This window comes from Nocardia aurantia (genome assembly GCF_009604425.1).
Classification (GTDB): domain Bacteria; phylum Actinomycetota; class Actinomycetes; order Mycobacteriales; family Mycobacteriaceae; genus Nocardia; species Nocardia aurantia.
In genome coordinates this window covers 367,656-384,697 of record NZ_WEGI01000005.1, presented here as the reverse complement: position 1 = coordinate 384,697, position 17,042 = coordinate 367,656, and the positions used below count along the sequence as shown (strand labels likewise).

The window sequence follows — 17,042 nt, the reverse complement described above, 5'->3', positions numbered from 1 at the left end:
CGCGGAGGGACGCGGGGCGCGTGCCATCGGATCCGGCTGTTCGCGGGCCGGTGGCGGCAACGGAGCACGGCCACGCCAGGATCGACCGGCGGTGTCGGAGCATGCGAGGGGTGACCGGAGTGGGGCAGAGTTCTCGCGGCGATGAGCAGGCGACAGTACGGATTCCACCCCGCGGCCGGGCCGCGATGACCGCCACCGCCGTGGCGGCGATCGCCGCGCTGGCCGGCGTACCCGACGACACCGTGGCGACCGACGCACCGTTCACCGACCTGGGCCTGTCCTCCACGCAACTCGCCAGGCTCGCCGCCGTGCTGGAAGACGCACTGGGCGTGGGGGTTTCGCTGACCGCCCTGTACGACCACCCCGACATCGACCGGCTGGTCGAACATCTGGCGTCCGCATGACCACAGCACCCGCCGGTCACGACGGGCCGCGTCCGGACGTGCGCGCGCAGCCACCGGTCTCGATCATCGGCATCGGCTGCCGGGTGCCGGGTGCGTCCGGCCCGCAACAATTCTGGCGCATGCTGACCGAGGGCCGCGACGCCACCGCGACGCCACCGCCCGGCCGGTCCGGCGTCCGGCGCGCGGGCTACCTGGATCGGGTCGACGGCTTCGACAGCGAATGGTTCGCGATCACCGATCGCGAAGCGGCAGCGATGGATCCGCAACAACGCCTGGCGCTGGAGGTGGCCGTCGAGGCGATCGACGACGCCGGAATCGGTTATCGCGTACGCGGTTCCGGCACCGCCGTGTTGTTCGGGGCGAGCACTTTCGATCACGGGGCCGCGGTGATCGCCCGCGGCGGCCACGACGCGCCGTACGCGCTGACCGGTTCGGCGCTGAGCATCATCGCCAACCGGCTGTCGTACGTCCTGGATTTACATGGACCGAGCCTGGTCCTCGACAGCGCCTGCTCCGCCTCGCTGGCGGCGGTCGATCTGGCGCTGCGACTGCTCGCCGACGGTTCCACCTCGCTGGCGATCGTCGGCGGGGTGAACCTCACCCTGCTCCCCCATCCCACCGACTACCTGGACACCGGCGGGTTCCTGGCCCCGGACGGCCGCTGCAAACCCTTCGACGCCGCCGCCGACGGCTACACCCGAGCCGAGGGCTGCACCGTGCTGGTGTTGCAGCGCAGCGCCGACGCCCGGCGGGAGGGCAATCGCGCCTACGCCGAGATCCTCGGCGCCGCAGTCGGATCCGACGGTCGCTCGAACGGACTGTACGCACCGAACGGTACGGCCCAGCAACAGGTGATCCGGGCCGCCTGGCAGCGGGCCGGGGTTTCCCCGGCGGTCAGTGGCTACTTCGAATGCCACGGCACCGGGACCCCCCTCGGGGATGCTGTCGAGATCGGCGCGCTGGCAACCGTTCTCGGCCCGCGCGCCGAGGCCGCGGCACCGACGTGGATCGGCTCGGTGAAATCCAATCTCGGCCATCTGGAGGCCGCCGCCGGAGTCACCGGTCTCGCCAAGGCGGCGTTGTCGATCCACCACGGAACCATCGTTCCCACCATCAATTTCCGGGAGGCCAACCCGCTGCTGCGGTTACCGGAACGCGGGCTGCGCGTTCCCACCGAGCCGATCGGGTGGGCCGAGGCGCCCACTGAGCGCTACGCGGGCGTCAGCTCGTTCGGCTTCGGCGGCACCAACGCGCATGCCGTCCTGCGCGGGGTCGCGCAGCGAGACATTCGCGATACCGACCCACCCGTGCTGATCCCGTTGACCGGCCGCGACGAGATCGAACTGCGCGAGCTGGCCGCCCGCTGGGCCACGGTGCTCACCGAAACCGGCACGCCGCTGCGCGAATTCGCCGCCGCGGCGGCGCGGCTGATCCCGCAGGCGATGCGCGCCGCGATCCGCGCCGCCGATCGGGACGAGGCCGTCGCACTGCTGCGCGCCCTGGCGAGCGCGCCCGCCACTCCGGTCGGCGATTCGTCGCGGCGTATCGGATCGGCCGGGACATTCGGGCGGCCGGACGCGGAGGGCGGCGCGAACCCGGACCGGAATCGGCCGGATCGGCACTCTCCCGCAACGGTTCCCGGACACACCCCGGATTCCCCCGAGCGTGCGACCGCACCGGCGGGGCTCGGAGATCGTCCGCGCGGTATCCCGTTGCCGAGTGCGCACCCACATCGGGATGCATCGGTTCGGCACCCGCTGCCCGGCGTTCGGCCGACAGCCGGTCCGTCCGCGACACCTGCGGACTTCCTCGATGCCGGGAACACGGCGACCGATGCGGAGGTCCGATCAGAGCCCGACCCACCGGAGCCGAGTTCGGTACTCGCTGTCCCCGAGCAGCATTCGGACTCGCAGACCGACAGCGGCATCGGAGCAGAGGCGGACCCCGGTGCCGGTGGCCCGGAATCGAGTGGCGCGAATGCCGGGCCATCGGCGGGTCGAGCGCCCTCGCAGTCCGCTGAGAAGGTACGCTCCGCCCCGAACACCGACTCCACCACGGCCGTTCGGCATCGGAGCGACAGTCCGGCATCCACACCGGAGCCTGTCGCGACCAGCAATACCCCCGTCCCGGATCCGGACGTCCGCCGCCCATTCCACACTATGAAAGGGTCCGGCTCGAGCGGCGATGCATCCACTACCGAGCGCGCGGAACACGATTCGGCCCACACCACCCGGCACCGTGCTGTCCCGGCCGAGTTGAGCAGCGCGACCGTTCCGGCGGGAGGTCTGCTCGGTCCGGGTGGGGTGGTGATCGGTCCGGGGCGGGCTCGGCGGGCGGGGCGGGTCTTGTTCCTGTTCTCGGGGCAGGGTGGTCAGCACGCTCGGATGGGGCGGGCGCTCGCCGCACGCTATCCCGTGTTCGCGCGGGCGGTGGCGGACGCCACGGATGCGGTGGTCCGGGCCGGCGGGCCACGGGTGTGGACGCCTCGGCACGGATTCGCGCACAGTCTGGACGGCACCGCGGCCGTGCAACCGGCCTTGTTCGTCTATCAGGTCGCGCTCGCGGAATTGTTGCGGGCCTGGGGTATTCACGCCGATGCGGTCGCCGGCCACAGTCTTGGCGAGATCGCCGCGGCGGTGGTGAGCGGGGCGCTGTCGCCGGACGACGGGGCCCGGGTGGTGGTGGCCCGCAGCGGATTGCTGGCCCGATTGGACGGGAAGGGGGCGATGGCGGTGCTGGAGGCCACGCCCTACGAGGCGGCGCGGCTGGTCGAGCCGCTGCGGTCCGAGGTCGCGGTCGCGGCGGTCAACGGGCCCCGCGCGGTGGTCGTTTCGGGGTCGGCCCGATACGTGGAGACCGTGGTGCGGCGGGCGCAGCGGCGGCAGATGTTCGCACGCTATATCGCCGTGGACTTCGCCGCGCACAGTCCGCAGGTGCGTGCGGTGGCGGCGGACCTGGCCGCCGAATTGAAGGAGCTGCGGGCGCAGGCGCCGCGCCTGCCGCTGTACTCCACCACTCTCCGCGGCGAACCGCTGACGGCGGCACCGGGTGCGAACTATTGGGTGGAGAATGCTTGCGGCACTGTCGAATTGGCCGCGGCGCTGGAAACGGCCGTGGCCGAGGACATCTCGACGGTGATCGAGCTCGGCCCGCATCCGGTGCTGGCGCCCGCCGTGCGGGACCGGCCCGAATTCGCACGATCCACCGTCACCGTGACCGATCGGGACGCCGAGGCGAGCGCGTTCCTGGACGGTATCGGGCGGCTGTTCGTGGCCGGCGGCTCGGTCGACTGGTCGGCGGCCGGCGGTTGCGCCGGCGCGGCGCCGCAACGGATCTGGCGACATCGGAGCTTCCCGGTACGCACGGCCGCGGAACCGGTACCGCTGCTCGACGAACCGGTGCCGCTGCACGATCATGTCGTCGACGGTGTCCCAACGGTTCCGGTGACCTACTGGTTGCGTCAGTTGGTCCGGCTCGGGCCCGAGACCGCCTCACGCATCGTCGATTTCGCCGTGCACGAACGCACCGACGTCGCGGCGCTGGACGAGGTGCGCTATCGGGAGACGGCGGGACTGCTGGAGGTGCTCGGCGCGGTGCCGCTGGCGTCCGGGCGGTCCGCACCGGCCCCGGCGCCGGGCGAGATCGTCGGTTGGATGCGAACGGTCGACGCGCACCGCGCTTCCGGACACACCCTGCGGCCGCTGCACATCGAAGCGTTCTACGCGGCGTTGCGCGATCGGCGGCTGGAGTACGGGCCCGGATTCCGCACGCTACGCCGCGTGGCGGCCGGAAAGCGCAGCGCCGTCGGGCTTTTCGGGCAGGTCCGGTTCGATGTCGCGGTGCTCGACGGCTGCCTGCAGGTGATCGCGGCGGCCGCACTCGAATCGCTGCCGGACGGGGTGCTGCCGCTGCCGGTGGGGATCGCGTCGGTGTGGCTGGCCGGCGCACCCGATCTGCTGCTCACCGAGGCCCACGCGTTCATCCGGGAGGCCGGTCCCACCGGCCTCACCTGCGAGGTCATCGCGCTCGACCAGTACGGTGCGCCGGCCGCCGCGCTGTCGGGAATCCGGATCGGCTTCGCCGCGCTCGCCGACACACCACGGTTCGGCCCGGGACCGGCGGAATCCGGTGGTGACCGGGTCGGCGGCCTCGATCTGCTGCTCGCGCCGACCGTGCCGACGGATCGCACGCCGCCGACCGCCCCCGCCGTGCGGGCCGACCCGCCGGCCGCCGTACTCCGGCACGAGGCGTGGCTGCCCACCCGCGCCGCGGACTGGGCTGCCGCACAGCCGCTTTCGCTGGTCGAACGGGTGCTGATCGTGGGCGAATCGGCACTGGCGGTGCGCCTGACCCGGGCCCTGCACCGGCGGCTCGCCGCCGAGCGGGTGGCACGCGAGCCCGGCGACGCCGCCCCGATCGTGGCCTCCGTCCTCGCCACCCGCAACGACCGGACCGCCGTCGTCCTGGTGTGGCCCGACGAGGAGGCCGAGCCCGCCGAGGGGGTGCCGGCCCGGGTCGTGCGCGCCCTGGACCTGCTGCAACGGGTATACGACAGCGATGCGACCGCCGCGCTGACCGTGGTGCTGCGGGACCGTTCCGCGGTCGATCAGTCGGCGATCGCGGGGTTGGTCCGGTCGTTGCAGACGGAATCCGGGCGGCCGATCCGGCTCGTGTGGATGTCGGGCGACCGCCCCGGCCCGCTGCCCGATCTGATCCTGGAACCGGCCGGACCGCAGGAGATTCGGGTCGACGGAACCTCGATCGATCTCCGCCGCTTCGTCCCCGCACCGACCGCCGCGGCACCCGCGATCCGGCCCGAGGGCACCTACGTGGTGACCGGCGGCCTGGGCGCACTCGGCGCTGTCACCGTCCGCTGGTTGCTCGCGGCGGGCGCCCACGATGTCGTCGTCCTCACGCGCACCCCGCGTCCGCTGCCCACTCTGCTGGAGGGCCTGGAGGACCGGATCGTCGTGGTCCGCTGCGACGTCTCCGATCGCGCCGATCTGGCCAACGCGCTGGACGACATTCGCGAATGCGGTTCCACCATCAACGGTGTCGTGCACTCCGCCGGAATACTCCGCGACGCCGAATTCGGTTCCGTCACCGGCGAATCGCTGCTCGCGGTGTTCGCGCCGAAACTGCTCGCCGCCGCCGACCTGCTCGACCTGACCGCCGCCGACCCGATCGACTTCGCACTCCTGTACTCCTCGGCCACCGGCGCGCTGGGAGCCCCCGGCCAATCCGCCTACGCCGCCGCCAACGCCGCCCTCGACGCACTCGCCCGCTCCCGTGCCGGCCGCCGGGTCGTCAGCATCGCTTGGGGCAGTTGGGAATCCGGCCTGTCGGCCGCCGCCGGTGGCGCCGCGCACCTGCGCCGAGCCGGCGTGGTGCCGTTCGACGCGACCCGCGGCGCGGCCGTATTGTCCGCGGTACTCGGCCAAGGCGAGCCGTTCGTGCTGGCACTGGACTACTCACCCACCACCGACCGTTCCCCGCTCGCCGACCGGATCCGCACCGCCCTCGGCTATCCCCCGCGCGAGACCGGTTCGGACACCGCACGTTCCGCCCTCCCCCCGATGGAATCGATCCTCGCCCCCTTGACTCCGCCCCGGCGCGGCAGCACCCCACCGACTGCCGAGCGATCCGGCCCCGGCGAGCCGGGAGCCATCGGCGAACCACTCGGCGGTGCCGATTCCCGTCCCGGCGCCGCAGCCGAAACCGGACTCCGCGCAGCAGCCGATCCCGGGCCCGAAGCCGAGCCCGTTCCCAGGACAGGGGTTGATCTCGGCGCCGAGGACGGTCCCGGGGCAGCCGCCGATTCCCGTCCGGGCGCCGCAGCCGAAGCCGGTCTCAGTGCAGCAGCCGATCCCGGCCCGGAGGCCGCGGCCGGGGTCGGCACCGATCCCGGGAGCATGGCCGGGAAAGCCGAACCCAGCGCGCAGGCCGGGGTGCGGCGGTCGAGGGAGGCCGAGGGAGTACGCAGGGCGGCGGATGCGGGCGAGAAATCGCCCGGCGCTCGGAAGACGCGGCGGGGCACCGGAAATGTGGTGCCGCTCGTCGCGAGCTCCGCGGGCCGGGAGGATCCGGGTGCGGCCGACCCGGCGACAGTGCGCGAGCCCGATCCCGCCGAGGCGGCGGCACGGGCCGAGGCGATGGTGCCGATCATCCGGGCCGCACTTGCCGAGACCCTGGATCGGCGAGCCGAGAGTATCGATCCGGCAACCGATTTCGTCGCGCTCGGGCTGACCTCACTGCTGGCCATCGAGTTGCGGCGAGCCCTCGAGGCCCGCCTGGGTCGGCGGATCGGGACGGCCGAACTGTTCGAGTTTCCCACCATCGCCGCGCTCGCGGCGCATCTTTCCACCCGGCAGGTCCGCTAGGAGTTTCCGTGACAGTCCCCGGCAAGTCCGCGGCCCCGCTGGCCGTGGCCGTCTCCGAGCGGGCCCGGGTCCGGCCCGCCGATCCGGCCCTCATCACCTTGACCTATCGCGGTACCGAGTGCCTGCCGCACACGCTGACCTGTTACGAATTACACACGGCCGCAGGGGCACTCGCGCAGCGGCTGCGGACGGCGACCGGACCCGGCGCGCGGGTGGCGATCCTGTGCGAGCACGGGCCGGAGTATGTGATCGCCTTCCTCGCCTGCCTCTACAGTGCCCGGATAGCGGTGCCGTTGTTCCCGGTGTCGCCGCACCGCAACATGGATCGGCTGATCACGGTGCTGGCGGATGCCGATCCGGCGGTCAGCCTGGTCTGCGCCGGAGCGGAACAACGGACGCGGGACAGCGGGGCAGCGGTGGGACGGGTTCTGGTCGTCACGGCGGAGACCGATTCCGTCGCGCCGATCCTCGACCCGGTCGGCGACCATCCCGCGTATCTCCAGTACACCTCCGGGTCGACGAAAGCGCCCTCCGGAGTGGAGATCTCGCATGCCAACCACACCGCCGCGCTGGAGCAGTTGCGCGCCGGGATGCCGCCCGTCGCGGTGCGGCCGATCGTCACCTGGTTGCCGTTCTTCCACGACATGGGCCTGATCCTGGCGCTCTCGCTGCCGTTGTACACCGGGGTGCTCGCGGTGACGCTGGCGCCGGCCGAGTTCGCCAAGCGGCCGATCCGCTGGTTGCGCGCGTGCAGTGACTATCGCGCCGGGACCACCGCCGGGCCCAATTTCGGTCTGGCTCTGGCGGTCACGGCGACGACCGCCGCCGAACGCGAGGGGCTGGACCTGTCCGGCCTCGAGCTGCTGGTCAACGGGGCGGAGCCGATCCGCGCCGAATCGCTCGCGGCCTTCACGAAGATGTTCGCCCCCTATGGTTTCCGGCACACCGCACATACGCCGGGCTACGGACTGGCGGAGGCGACGCTGCCGGTCGCGTTCGCCGCGACGGCGGATCCGCCGCTGGTGGAGGAGTTCGATCGCAACGAACTGGCCGCCGGGCGCGCGGTGCTCGCGCGCGATCCGGCGCACGGTGTCGCGCTGGTCGGCTGCGGAACCGCGGCGGGACAGCGGATCCGGATCGTGGATCCGCTGCGGCACCGGGTGGTGGCCGACGGCGAGGTCGGCGAGGTGTGGGTGGCGGGACCGAATGTGAGCACCGGATATTTCCGCCGGCCGCAGGCCACCGCCGACGTTTTCGGCGCACGGCTGCCGGGCGACCACGAACGGTGGTTGCGCACCGGCGATCTGGGTTTCGTGCACGAAGGGCAGCTGTTCCCGGCCGGGCGGTTGAAGGACATGATCATCGTCGCCGGCCGCAATCACTACCCCGCCGATATCGAGGCGACGGCGGCCGGTGTCTCGCAGGAGGTGCGGGCGGGTCACATCGCCGCCTTCGGCATCGACCACGGTGATCACGAGACCCTGGTGCTGGTGGCCGAACTCGACGATCGGCTGGCCGATCCCGCGACGGTGGCGCGCCGGATCCGGTCCGCGGTGGCGGCGGCGCACGACATCGCGCCCGCCGATGTGATGCTGGTGCCGCGCGGTCAGATCCCGAAAACCTCCAGCGGCAAGTTGCGGCGCGGGGAATGCCGGGCGCGGTATCGGGCCGGGGCGCTGACCCGGATCACCGAACCGCTGATCAGTGGATCGTTCTGACCGTCGCGCGTGGCTCGGCGGCGCCGGGACGGATCGGCGAGCGATCATATCCGGATGACAACCGAACCCTTCCCGGTGCGATGGCTGGAGACACCGGAGGACCACGACTATCCGGCCGCCGCGGACTACCTCGAGCTCGTCGCCGATCGGGACACCGTCGACACCTTGGTGGAGCTGCTGCGCGCGGCCCCGGTGACGCACAAGAAGGCGAAGGACCTCCTGCGCGCCGCGCAGTTGAGCCTGCTGCCGCCGGACAATCCGCATGTGCGCCGGGATCTGTCCAAGATCCTGACCGGGAAGCCGTTGTCGCCGATCCTGGTGGTCCGCGGTGACTTCGCCGCCGGCGCACCGGCACAGATCGCGGACGGTTATCACCGGGTGTGCGCCTGCTATCACACCGACGAGAACGTGCCGATCCCGGTGAAGATCGCCGCACTGCTCACGCCTGATGCGAAAGTGGCTGTGGCAGCGGCCAAGTCGGCATCCGCAGCCAACGCGCCGGCAACCGGTGCGGCGGAACCGGATCCCGGCAAAGGGTCCGGCGGGAAGTCGAAGTCGAAGAAGTAGCCGGCGGTGACGTTCTCGACCCTCGCGCTGGTGCTGGGACTGGGCCTGGCCGGCCCGGCCCTGGCCTGGCGGGCGAACTGGCACGTTCCGGTCATCGTCGGCGAACTGCTGGCCGGAGTCCTGTTCGGCACCACCGGTTTCGGTGTGCTGCATCCCGACGATCCGGTGTTCACGTTCCTCGCCGACATGGGTTTCGCGCTGGTGATGTTCGTGGCGGGCACCCATGTGCCGGTGAATCGGTCGGTGCGGTCGGCGCTGGCGCCGGGCCTGCTGCGCGCCGCGATGGTCGGCGCCCTGGCGGCCGCGGCCGGATACGCAATCGCGCACTGGTTCGGGACCGGGCACGGCGCGATGTACGCGGTGCTGATCGCCTCCTCCTCGGCCGCGCTGATCCTGCCGATCCTCGATTCCGCGGGCCTGCGCGGGAAATCGGTCGTGGAGCTGACCGCGCAGGTCGCGGTCGCCGACACCGTGTGCACGGTGGCGGTACCGCTGGTGGTCGACACCGGTTCGGTGCTGCGCACCGCGCTGGGAGCGCTCGCGGTCACGGCGGGTGCGGTGCTGATCTATCTGGCGCTGCGCTATCTGGAGCGTTCCGGGTGGCGGCGGCGCGCACACGAGGTCTCGCAGCGCCGCAAGTTCGCGCTGGAGCTGCGGATCAGCCTGGCGCTGCTGTTCGGCCTGGTGGCACTGGCCACGCGCACTCACGTGTCGGTGATGATCGCCGGTTTCGCCACGGGACTCGCGGTGGCCGGGGTCGGCGAGCCGCGCCGGGTGGCCAGGCAGCTGTTCGCGATCAGCGACGGTTTCCTCGCGCCGTTGTTCTTCGTCTGGCTGGGTGCGCGGCTGAGCCTGCGGGAATTCGGGCATCAGCCGCGGCTGATCCTGCTCGGCATGGCCCTCGGCGTGGCGGCGGTCCTGGCGCACGCGGCGATGCGGCTGCTCGGCCAGCCGCTCGCGTTCGCGACGCTGGCCGCCGCTCAGATCGGGGTGCCGGTGGCCGCCGTCACGATCGGCACCCAGTCCCACATTTTGGTTGCCGGAGAGGGTGCGGCGATCATGCTCGGGGTGCTCATCACCATCGCCGCCGCGGCCCTGGCGAGCGGGCGCGCCGGTCACGCCGCCGGTACGCCGGCGACACCGGAGGTCACGGAAAGGTAGCTGTTCGATATCGAATAGGTGTTTGATCCGGTGACGGCCGGGGTACCCCTCGATACATGGACCGTGGGATCAGAAATATGCCTCCCCGGTACCGGAAGCTCATCCCCGGCGATTGGCTGGAGCGCCTGATCGTCGGAATGTTGTTCGCGGTGTCGGCCGTGGGGATCTATCTTTTGACGGGGACGGTGTTGTCCTCGCTCTTGATCGGACTCTTGGTCGCCGTAGTGGCGATCGGAATGGTTTCGGTGTTGTAGTTTCGGCGGGCCACCCGGCCCGGCAGTGATCTGCCGGACCGTGCGGGCCGGACCCGACTACCGCCGGAAAAGTTTGTTACCCAACCAGACGATCGGATCGTACTTCCGATCGACGACTCGTTCCTTCATCGGGATCAGCGCATTGTCGGTGATCTTGATATGTTCCGGGCACACCTCGGTGCAGCATTTGGTGATGTTGCAGTAGCCGAGCCCGAAATCCTCCTGCGCCATATCGCGCCGGTCGGCGACATCCAGTGGATGCATCTCCAATTCGGCCACGCGCATGAGGAATCGGGGCCCGGCGAAGGCGTTCTTGTTGTCCTCGTGGTCACGCACCACGTGACAGGTGTCCTGGCACAGGAAGCATTCGATGCACTTGCGGAACTCCTGCGAGCGCTCGACATCCTTCTGCTGCATCCGGTACTCGCCCGGCTTCAGATCGGCCGGCGGCGTGAAAGAGGGTATCTGCCTGGCCTTCTCATAGTTGAACGACACATCGGTGACCAGGTCGCGGATCACCGGGAAGGTGCGCATCGGCGTGACCGTGACCACCTCGTCGGTGGTGAAGGTCGACATGCGGGTCATGCACAGCAGTCGCGGCCGGCCGTTCACCTCGGCCGAACAGGATCCGCACTTGCCCGCCTTGCAATTCCAGCGCACGGCGAGATCCGAGGCCTGGGTGGCCTGCAGGCGGTGGATGATGTCGAGAACCACCTCGCCCTCGTTCACCTCGACGGTGAAGTCCTGCAGGGAGCCGCCTTCGGCGTCGCCGCGCCACACTCTGAATTTGGCGTCGTAACTCATTGCTACGCATCCCCTTTCGCGGAGGATTCGGTAGATGCGGGATGATCGACGAGATCTGCCGCGGTGTAATACTTTTCGAGCTCGGTCAGTTCGAAGAGGGCGAGCAGGTCGTTGCGCATCGGCAGCTGGTCCTGCGGGGTCACCGCGACCGCGGGCACCGTCTGGCCCACATCGTCCGGATCGACCTTGCAGACCAGCAGTTTGTTGCGCCAGGTCGGGTCCATCACCGGATGGTCGTCGCGGGTGTGACCACCGCGACTCTCGGTGCGCAACAGTGCCGCCTGCGCCACACATTCGCTGACCACCAGCATGTTCCGCAGATCCAGCGCGAGATGCCAGCCCGGGTTGAACTGCCGATGACCCTCCACCGTCACGGTGTCGAAGCGCTCGCGCAATCCGGCCAGTCGCTCGATGGCCTGCTTCAGCTCGTGCTCCTTGCGGATGATGCCGACCAGGTCGTTCATCGTCTGCTGCAGATCGGTGTGCAGGGTGTAGGGATTCTCGGCGGTGCCGTCGGCCGGCGGATCGAACGGCGCCAGTGCGAGTTTCGCGGCCGCGTCGATATCCGATTCGGCGATCTCCGGTCGCTTGTCGAGCTGCTCGACGTAGGTGGCCGCGCCCATCCCGGCACGCCGGCCGAACACCAGCAGATCCGAGAGCGAGTTGCCGCCGAGCCGGTTCGACCCGTGCATACCACCGGAACACTCACCGGCGGCGAACAATCCGGGCACGCCCGCCGATCCGGTGTCCGGATCGACCTCGATGCCGCCCATCACGTAGTGACAGGTCGGACCGACCTCCATCGGCTCCTTCGTGATGTCCACGTCCGCGAGCTCTTTGAACTGGTGGTGCATGGACGGCAGCCGCTTGACGATCTCCTCCGGGGTCAACCGGGAGGCGATGTCGAGGAAGACGCCGCCGTGCACGGTACCGCGACCGGCCTTGACCTCCTCGTTGATCGCGCGGGCCACCTCGTCACGGGGCAGCAGATCCGGGGTGCGGCGCGCGGAGTCGTTGTCGCGCAACCACTGGTCGGCCTCCTCCTCGGTCTCCGCGTACTGCCCCTTGAACACCGGCGGGATGTAGTCGAACATGAACCGCTTGCCCTCGGAGTTCTTCAGGATGCCCCCGTCGCCGCGGACACCCTCGGTGACGAGGATGCCCTTCACGCTCGGCGGCCAGACCATGCCCGTGGGATGGAACTGCAGGAACTCCATGTTGATCAGCGCGGCCCCGGCCCGCAGCGCCAGCGCGTGGCCGTCGCCGGTGTACTCCCAGGAATTGGAGGTCACCTTGTAGGACTTGCCGATTCCGCCGGTCGCCAGGACCACCGCGGGGGTCTCGAACAGCACGAACCGGCCCGACTCCCGCCAGTACCCGAAGGCGCCGGATATGGCATCGCCGTCCTTGACCAGATCGGTGATCGTGCACTCCTGGAACACCTTCAGGCGTGCCTCGTAGTCACCGGTCTCGGCGAAATCCTCCTGCTGCAACGCGACCACGCGCTGCTGCATGGTGCGGATGAGCTCCAGGCCGGTGCGGTCGCCGACATGCGCCAGCCGCGGATAGGTGTGACCGCCGAAGTTGCGCTGGCTGATCCGGCCGTCGGGCAGCCGGTCGAACAGGGCGCCCCAGCTCTCCAGCTCCCACACCCGATCCGGGGCCTCCTGCGCGTGCAGTTCGGCCATCCGCCAGCTGTTCAGGAATTTGCCGCCGCGCATGGTGTCGCGGAAATGCGTTTGCCAGCTGTCTTTTTCGTTGGCGTTACCCATCGACGCCGCGCATCCGCCCTCGGCCATCACGGTGTGCGCCTTGCCGAACAGCGACTTGCACACCACCGCCACCGAGAGCCCGTGTTCGCGCGCCTCGATCGCAGCGCGCAGGCCGGCGCCTCCGGCGCCGATCACGACGACGTCGTACTTGTGCCGCTCGACTTCAGGCATGGAACCGAATACTCCTGTAGGACAAGGGAATGTGGGGACACCAGCGTTTCGTCAGTTGACGAAGCGCAGATCCGAGATGGTGTTGCTGGCGACCAACATGACGTAGAAGTCGGTGAGCACCAGGGTGCCCAGCGTGGTCCACGCCAGCTGCATGTGCCGGGTGTTCAGCTTCGACACCTGGGTCCAGAACCAGTACCGCACCGGATGCGCCGAGAAGTGCTTCAACCGGCCGCCCGCGATGTGCCGGCAGGAATGGCACGACAGCGTGTACGTCCACAGCAGTACGGCGTTCACCAGGATGATCAGGGTGCCCAGGCCGACGCCGACGCCACCGGACTTGCCATGGAAGGCGATGATCGCGTCGTAGGTGTTGATCACCGACACCAGCACCGCGATGTAGAAGAAGTAGCGGTGCGCGTTCTGGATGATCAGCGGAAGCCTGGTCTCACCACTGTATTTCGCGTGCGGTTCGGCCACCGCGCAGGCCGGCGGGGAGAACCACACCGCCCGGTAGTAGGCCTTGCGATAGTAGTAGCAGGTGAGCCGGAACAGCAGCAGGAACGGCAACACCATGAAGCCCAGCGGGATCCAGACCGGCAGCGCGCCGACCCAGTGCCCGAGATGGCTGGAACCCTCCGCGCACGAGGTACTCACACAGGGCGAGTAGAACGGCGTCAGGTAGTGATAGTCGTTGACCCAGTAGGCCGTTCGCACGAACGCCCGGATGGTCGCGTAGATCACGAAGGCGGCCAGGCCGACCACGGTGATCAGCGGCGGGAGCCACCATCGGTCCGTGCGGAGGGTTCGCATCGTCATCGCAGCGCGGCCGGTGCCGAAAACGCCGGTACCCGGCTCGGGGGCGGTGGTCTGCTGGGTAAGTGGTTCGCTCGTAAGCTCGCTCACGGCAGGATGCCTCGCTGATCTACCCCGTGGAACGTCATCGTTACCTCCGGCATCGAATGTGATGGTGAGCACCATACGACAACGGAGCTATGACTTGTGACGGGTCCCGAGAGAATCGACCCACCAGGGGCCATATGATCTACGCCACATTTTCTGATCATGAAGCATGATTACAAGATCAGTGAACGGTAGGCAAACCGGCAGGACACCAAGGACTTTCGGGACATATTCGGCGGTCGGGGGATTTTCGCGACTTCATGGGACGGACAGCTCTCGATGCCAGCTACGAATCAGTGCCCCGGCGGCGCCGCCCGCCGACAGCCGACCCCCGCACTCCCGAACACAGCAACAGCACGAACCGGGTTCCGATGCTCCCGATCCGTGCTGTGTTGTTCGCCTTCGCTTCGCCGCGGCGGGATTTCGGCCCGGATTGGGCCAGGGACCGCCGAGCGAGTCGAATCAGGTTGTGCGGGGGCGGGAGTGGAAGCCGAGACCCTCGTCCTGTGCGCCCATCCAGGCGGCCTCGTCGGACTTGCTGTCCGGGACGTAGATGGTTTCCTGGTCGCGCCGGCTCGCTATCTCGGGCGGGGGCGACTGCTCGAATTCGTCGGCGTCGATGGTGAGCCGCTCGAGATCGTTCTCCAACCGCTTGACGGTATTGGACTCTCCATAATGCGACCGCAGTGCGCCGACGCACTGGCGTAGCTGGGTGACCGCGAAGCGGAGCTCCGCTATCTCGCTGCGTGTCATCGAACCCTCCTCGAGACCGTTTGCGGGCGTGTCGCCACAATGTGATAGACCACACATCGTGATCTACAACACAGTACGCGATCATTTCGCGGATAGCTCGTACAGCGTCGAAAAAGGCATCTGACCTGGTGCGCAGCCGCCTGTCATCCCGCCTCGGCGAGGTCGGATATCGGCTCCGCGAGGGTTGCGAGGGCCCGGTCGACCAGAGCCGCGACCGCGGGAACATTCACCCCGCCCGGCCTCTCGATACGAATCTAAGTTGATCTAGTTTCAGGGCTAGATAACTGTAGATATCGCTCGATGTCGGGGGATTCGCATCAGGTCCCGGAGGCGCGGCCTCCTCGTGACGAGGCGCCGCGCTGTTCGGAGCGAATGCCGGTGGCCTGCTCGAGACGCGGGCGGCGGTAGCGGGTTCGCAAACCGTGGGCAGTCGATCGCCTGGGGGTAGCCGTGTTCCGGCACGGTGGTCGCGGGCCCGGCGCAGCTACCGGGTGGAGCGGGTCATTCCACCCAGAGGGTCCATGTGCCGGTGGCGCCGGCGCCCTCGCAGACCAGGGCGTGGCCGTCCGAGGTGCGGGCCGACTTGTCGGTGCCGGGAAGGCATTTGCCGCCACCCTCGTGGACGGCGGTGCTCACCGAATACGGGCCCACCCAGCGGTATCCGCTGCTGCTGTGCAGGCACAACAGGGTGCTGCCGTCGGAGGCCGTGCCGATCAGGGCGACCTGGGCGTCGGTGCACACCTCCCCCTTGGCGGCGCTCGGCGGTTTGACCGGGGTCGCGGCGGTGACGGTGATGGGAACCGATGTCGTGGTGGGCTGGGTCGGCGCGACCGACGGCTGGCCGAGCGACGCCGAGGAATCCGAACTCCGATGCAGGTCCAAGTGCGGCACCGTCACTCCGGCCAGCGCGGCGACCCCCAGGAGCACCGTCACCTCCAGCATGCCGATGAGCAGGGCGCACGCGGCCATGAACCGGCCACGCGGGTAGCTGAAGGAGACGAAGGCGAACACGATCGCCACCGGGAACGCGCCGATCAGCGCCGCGACCAGTGCCACGATCGCATAGGGATTGACGATCGGCGGCACCTCCACGCGCAGCCGACCGGCCCGGCGACGGCTCGGCGCCTCCCACTCCTCGTCGTCGGGTTCGGCCGGTGGTGTGGCGGGAACGCGCCGCCGGTCGGCCGCGGCCCAGAGATCGTCGTCCGGGTCGGCGGGTGGCGGGGGCACGGGGCGGCGGCGATTCTGCGCCGCCGCCCACCGGTCGTCCTCGGGTGGAGCCTCCGGCCAGCGCCCGTCGTCGGAGGCCTGGGGCCAGCGCTCGACTTCCGGATGCTGATTCCTGGCCATGCGGTTCCTCTCACCTTCGTGCAGGAACCTCGTACCAACGGACCCGCCCCGATACCGACAAAGGATAAGGGTCCGGGCGTACGCCGCAAACCGGTAGTTTGATCGGCACGGGTACGTTGTGCGGCACCACGATCGGGTAGCCGGAATTTTGTCGCAAATGAGACGGCTGATTTATCGCTCGTCGAATTGCCGCTCCCCCACCAGAGCGACCCGGACCGCGAGCAACCATCCGGCCAGCCCCAGCATCATCCGGTCGTAGCGGTCGAGCGCCGCGTGGGCCGGACGGGTCCGTCGCGCACCGCTCGGAGCCGCGTGCCGGCCGGTGCGCAACGGCACCGCCGGACGGCCGGGAGCCGCGGCGTGACGGGCGAGGGTACGGCCGCCGCGTTCCCGAGAAGGATTGGGCCGCACCACCTTCCGGCCGCCCGCCGGCAGCAGCGCCGTCACGGTAGCGCCCGTTCGTCGAGCACACAGCGACCGGCTTCCACGAGTACGGCGCGGGCGCGTCGCCGCACCCGGCACGTGTCGACCGTGCAGTCCAGATGCAGCTGCATCGCGGCATGCGCCTGAGCGATGCTCATGACTCCGGGATCGGCCCCGCAGCGGAGCAGTCCGGCGCCGGACAGGTGCAGGCACGTCACTTGCACGCCCCCACCCCCCGGACACCGGCGACCAACGCGCTCCCGACGACGTGTGCGGCCATGACTCCTCGTTCCTGCGTGTGATTTTCGTGCGTTGCGATCCGAGCACACATCCAGCATCCACCAGCCGACGGTTCGCTACCCCCGAAGTGGATATCCTCTAAATT

Annotated in this window: 11 protein-coding genes and 1 pseudogene; 5 read left to right on the top strand and 7 right to left on the bottom strand. The window is 69.6% G+C overall.

Translation table 11 applies throughout. The features are described from left to right. Window positions 1–110: 110 nt before the first annotated feature. From NRB56_RS13465 to NRB56_RS13445, 5 genes and pseudogenes are all read left to right on the top strand, one after another. Window positions 111–404 (top strand): acyl carrier protein, encoded by a 294-nt coding sequence (locus tag NRB56_RS13465; protein ID WP_319942952.1) that lies wholly within the window; start codon window positions 111–113, stop codon window positions 402–404. Then, a complete protein-coding gene (locus NRB56_RS13460) occupies window positions 401–6,784 on the top strand; it encodes a type I polyketide synthase (protein WP_153341858.1) in 6,384 nt (2,127 codons plus the stop codon). Before NRB56_RS13465 ends, NRB56_RS13460 begins: the two co-directional genes overlap by 4 nt. Window positions 6,785–6,792: 8 nt before the next feature. After that, window positions 6,793–8,502: a fatty acyl-AMP ligase gene (locus NRB56_RS13455; RefSeq protein WP_319942951.1), complete on the top strand. Its 1,710-nt coding sequence runs from the start codon at window positions 6,793–6,795 to the stop codon at window positions 8,500–8,502. Window positions 8,503–8,556: 54 nt separating this feature from the next. Then, a pseudogene (locus NRB56_RS13450) lies at window positions 8,557–8,934 on the top strand (hypothetical protein); the annotation flags it as partial. Between the two features lie 141 nt (window positions 8,935–9,075). After that, window positions 9,076–10,230 carry a cation:proton antiporter gene (locus NRB56_RS13445; protein WP_319942950.1) on the top strand — a complete coding sequence of 385 codons (1,155 nt, stop codon included), beginning with the start codon at window positions 9,076–9,078 and terminating at the stop codon, window positions 10,228–10,230. 311 nt (window positions 10,231–10,541) lie between these two features. Here the strand turns inward: NRB56_RS13445 and NRB56_RS13440 are convergent, their stop codons facing one another. The 7 genes from NRB56_RS13440 to NRB56_RS38305 form a co-directional block, all read right to left on the bottom strand. Then, the gene (locus NRB56_RS13440; protein WP_153341856.1) at window positions 10,542–11,288 is read right to left on the bottom strand and encodes a succinate dehydrogenase/fumarate reductase iron-sulfur subunit; all 747 of its coding nucleotides are present in this window, start codon (window positions 11,286–11,288) and stop codon (window positions 10,542–10,544) included. Between the two features lie 2 nt (window positions 11,289–11,290). Beyond that, window positions 11,291–13,231 carry a fumarate reductase/succinate dehydrogenase flavoprotein subunit gene (locus NRB56_RS13435; RefSeq protein ID WP_153341854.1) on the bottom strand — a complete coding sequence of 647 codons (1,941 nt, stop codon included), beginning with the start codon at window positions 13,229–13,231 and terminating at the stop codon, window positions 11,291–11,293. 51 nt (window positions 13,232–13,282) lie between these two features. After that, on the bottom strand, window positions 13,283–14,047 hold the full coding sequence (locus tag NRB56_RS13430) for a hypothetical protein (protein WP_153342215.1): 765 nt from the start codon (window positions 14,045–14,047) through the stop codon (window positions 13,283–13,285). 546 nt (window positions 14,048–14,593) lie between these two features. After that, the gene (locus NRB56_RS13425; protein ID WP_153341852.1) at window positions 14,594–14,884 is read right to left on the bottom strand and encodes a hypothetical protein; all 291 of its coding nucleotides are present in this window, start codon (window positions 14,882–14,884) and stop codon (window positions 14,594–14,596) included. A gap of 501 nt (window positions 14,885–15,385) precedes the next feature. After that, window positions 15,386–16,234, bottom strand: a complete 849-nt coding sequence (locus NRB56_RS13420; protein WP_153341850.1) for a preprotein translocase subunit SecD family protein — start codon at window positions 16,232–16,234, stop codon at window positions 15,386–15,388. A gap of 171 nt (window positions 16,235–16,405) precedes the next feature. Then, window positions 16,406–16,681: a hypothetical protein gene (locus NRB56_RS13415; protein WP_153341848.1), complete on the bottom strand. Its 276-nt coding sequence runs from the start codon at window positions 16,679–16,681 to the stop codon at window positions 16,406–16,408. After that, a complete protein-coding gene (locus NRB56_RS38305) occupies window positions 16,678–16,881 on the bottom strand; it encodes a hypothetical protein (RefSeq protein WP_227837719.1) in 204 nt (67 codons plus the stop codon). Before NRB56_RS38305 ends, NRB56_RS13415 begins: the two co-directional genes overlap by 4 nt. Between the last annotated feature and the right edge of the window lie 161 nt (window positions 16,882–17,042).